The sequence below is a fragment of the Candidatus Protofrankia californiensis genome, assembly GCF_900634765.1.
Classification (GTDB): domain Bacteria; phylum Actinomycetota; class Actinomycetes; order Frankiales; family Frankiaceae; genus Protofrankia; species Protofrankia californiensis.
The window spans coordinates 19,703-23,306 of record NZ_CAAAFT010000467.1 but is presented as its reverse complement, the minus strand read 5'-3'; the positions used below and the strand labels follow the sequence as shown (position 1 = coordinate 23,306).

Here is a 3,604-nt window from a genome sequence, read left to right as displayed (position 1 = left end):
GGGGCCACACGGCCCGGGCGCGGGCCACGGCACCGACGCTGCCGACGCTGCCGACGCTCGACAGCGTTGCCGCATGGCTGCGGGCACGCGACGGGGTCGCTCCGCCCGTCCCCCGCCCGTTCGAGAGAACGACGATCTCGCGCAGTCCCGACCGTCCTGGCAGCCTCGGCTGGGAGGTCATCACGTTACGGATGCACCTCGAGACGCCGCTGATCGTGCAGGAACGTACCATCGGCAACGCCGTACGGTCGCTGGACTTCGTACCCGGGTCGATACTGCTGCCCGCGGTCCTACGGCGACTGGCCGAGGTCGACGGGTGGGATCCCGACTCGCTCGCCCGTGCCGGTCATCTCGTCGTGACCAACGCGACCGTCGATGTGGACGGCGAGCGAGGCCGGCCGCTGCCCCGGACCTGGTTCCACGCGAAGGATGACGAGGAGCGGACCGCGGCGGTCAACCGGCTGGTCGAGGTGCCGCGGGAACCGGGCGCCGCGGCCAAATCGTACAAGAACACCTATGTCGGCGCGTCACCTCCGCCCCCGGGGTCCGCGCCGGACGACTCGAACCCGCTCGCAATCACCATCCGCGAAAGTCATCTGACGATCCACACCCACAACGTCATCGACGACAAGCGGCAGAGACCCACCTCGGACGTGGTCGGCCTCTACACCTACGAGGCGATTGCCGCGGGGTCGGTGTTGTGGGCGGAGGTTCGCGTATGCGCCGGACTGCTACCCGAGGGCGCCGACACCGCGCTTGCCGGCACGTGGGCAGTCGGGCGGTCCGCCAAGGACGACTACGGGCAGGTCACCGTGACCGTCGAGGGCCCTCCGGCACCGTGGGCGGCGCCGGAGGCGGAGGCCTCCGGAGCGGACACCGAACAGACGATCACCGTATGGCTGCTGTCGGACGCCCTGCTCCGGGACAAGCGGCTGCGCCCGTCGACCGACCTCCGCGAGTTCGCCGACCAGCTCGGCGCCAGGCTGGGGGTGACCCTCGCCCTCCGGGAAGCCCATATCCCTGGGCCGCTGGAGGGTCAAAGGCTGCGCGATCATGTTCTTTCCGCGCAGCCGGAGGCCCATATCCCCGGACAACTGACAGACCGGGTGACGGCGACCCGGCGGGTCGAGTCGTGGCAGCGGGGCTGGTGCCTTCCCCGCCCGACCCTGCTGGGACTTGCCGCGGGCAGCGTCCTGACCTTCACCGCGAGCGGACGCCCGTCGCGTGAGAACCTGGACCGTGTGCTGGCCGCCGGCATCGGCGAACGCACCGCCGAGGGGTTCGGCCAGATCGCCGTCGACGACCCGCTGCTGCGGACACGTCCGGGCACACTGCAGAAGTACCCGCCATCGGGCGACAGGAGGCAGGCGCCGTTCGTCCCGCCGAGGGATCGGGCCGCGTATGCGACCGCGCAGGTTATCGAGCGGGAAGCGTGGCGGGCGCACATCCAGCGCGCTTCGGCGGCGGTTGCCGCAACGGCCGAGGGGCGCAAGAAGGCCCTCGGGCTCGCCCACACCGGCAAGGACAAGGTCACGCCGACCCAGCTCGGTGGACTGCGCGACGTCCTGGCCCGGCTGGGGGAGGACGACGAGATCGGCTACTGGCTGGACCGGCTGTCCGATCGCTGGCCCCAGGCGGTGTATCAGCAGGTCAAGCGGCTCCTGACAAGCCGTGCCGAGGTCTGGAGCCTGCTGGATCTAGGTCCGCTCGGCGACGCCGGCATGGCTCGTGAGCTGACGGTGACCGACGGTGGCGCCGACCGGCTCCGGGCCGACACCGAGCTGTGGGCGGAAGCGGTCCGCACGCTCGTCACGAGCTGTCTGACCGCGCACCGCCGGGCGGTGGCCGGTGACGGTGACGGTCCGCCGGCCACGGAGCACGACCGGATACACGAAGGGGTGAGGGCATGACCGGGTCGAACACCGAAACCGGATCGGGATCGGCCCCGGACGCCGGCATGCGGGCCGGGCGTCCGATGGTGCGCCGGCTGCGGGTCCGCGGCTGGCTGCGACTGGAAACACCGCTGCACGTCGGGGACGTCGGCGGCGACCCGTCCGTCGACCTGGCGCTGGCCGTGGACGGGCTGTCGCGGCTGTATGTGCCGGGCACGAGCCTCGCGGGAGCGCTGCGCGCCTTCGCCGGACGGTCGATCGCCGACAGGCTGGTCCTTGACGGGATCTGGGGCAGCGTCCCGCAGAAGAACGACCGGCAGGGCAACTCGAAACGGGACGCAGACAGCGGCTCCGACGACGGCTCGACAAGCCGGGTCGTCGTGCACGACGGCCTGGTCACGACCGGCACCGATCCCGGCACCCCGCTGCCGCGGTCGCGGGTCGAGGCCCGCTCGGGCATCGGCATCGACCGGGTGCTGGGAACCGTCGCCCACGGCTTTCTCTACGGACGGGCGGTGCTCCCACGCGGCGCTTACCTGCGCCTTGAGATCGACCTGGAGTCCCCGTACGGCGACCGGGACGCCGACCCGGCGACAGCGATGCTCGGCACGCTGCTGCTCGCGCTCGCGGGGGGCCGGGTCCGGCTCGGCGCGGCCCGGACCCGCGGTCTCGGTTCCGTCGTCCTGGCCGGCGAGCCGGAGATCGTGGAGCAACGTTTCGACAGCCTGGACGGGCTGCTCGGCTCCCTCGGCCTGCTGCCGACCGCGGCAACCGCTCCGCTGACAGCGGCAGGTCTCGGCGGCGAGGACCCGGACACCGATCTGCTCAGGGTGAACATCGCCTGGCGTCCCGCGTCCCCGGTGATGGTGCGCTACGGGGCGGACGGGTTCGCGATCGACGCGCTTCCGCTGACCAGCGGGGTCGGTGACGACGAGGTGGCGCTCGTCCTGCCCGGCAGTTCGATCAAGGGTGTGCTGCGGTCGCACGCGGAGCGCATCGAGCGGACCGCCCGCTCACGGGACGCCGCCCATCCACTCGACGTACCGGCCGGGCCACGGCGGTCGGCACGGTTCCGGGAACAGCTCGATGAGCTTGGGGCGGTGAGTGCCCTGTTCGGTTCCGCCGGCACGACCGCGGGCGGGACCGAAGACGGCAACTCAGACGGCGATGAAAACAGCAATGGGGACGGCGTGCGGACGCGCCGCGGCATCGGGGCGCTCGGCGCGGACGACTGCTACTCGAAGCAGGCCATCCCCGGTGACCTCTGGCGCGCGCTGAACGGCGCCCGCGTCAAGGGCCTGACCGAGGAGCCCGAAAACCGTCCGAAACGCTCGTGGGAGAAGCCCCGGGCGTATCTGCCACCGGAGGTCCGGTCCACGCTCAAGAAGCTTCACATGGACCAGGCCGACCATGTCGCCATCGACCGGTGGACGGGCGGCGCCGCGGACAAGCGCCTCTACAGCACCCTCGAACCGCACCACGTCGACTGGCAGGAGCTGAGCCTGACCGTGGACCTGCGACGGCTGAGCCGGTTCGACGCCAGCCCCACGGGCTCCGATGGTTCCGAAGGCGGCGAAGGCGGCGAAGGCGAGGGCCTGGCACGGCCGGCGCTCGCACTGCTGCTCCTCGTCCTCCGGGACCTGGCGGCCGGACGGATACGGCTCGGCCACGGTGTGAACCGCGGCCACGGCGACATCGCCGTGCAATCGATC

General features: G+C 71.8%; 1 protein-coding gene and 1 pseudogene. Both read left to right on the top strand.

Annotated elements, in window-relative coordinates; all coding sequences use genetic code 11:
• A pseudogene (locus tag DD1DGNOD_RS27485) lies at positions 1–1,910 on the top strand (hypothetical protein); the annotation flags it as partial.
• Positions 1,907–3,604 (top strand): RAMP superfamily CRISPR-associated protein (locus DD1DGNOD_RS24155; protein WP_131771099.1); only part of this gene is annotated, 1,698 nt, incomplete at its 3' end. The pseudogene DD1DGNOD_RS27485 and the gene DD1DGNOD_RS24155, both read left to right, overlap by 4 nt.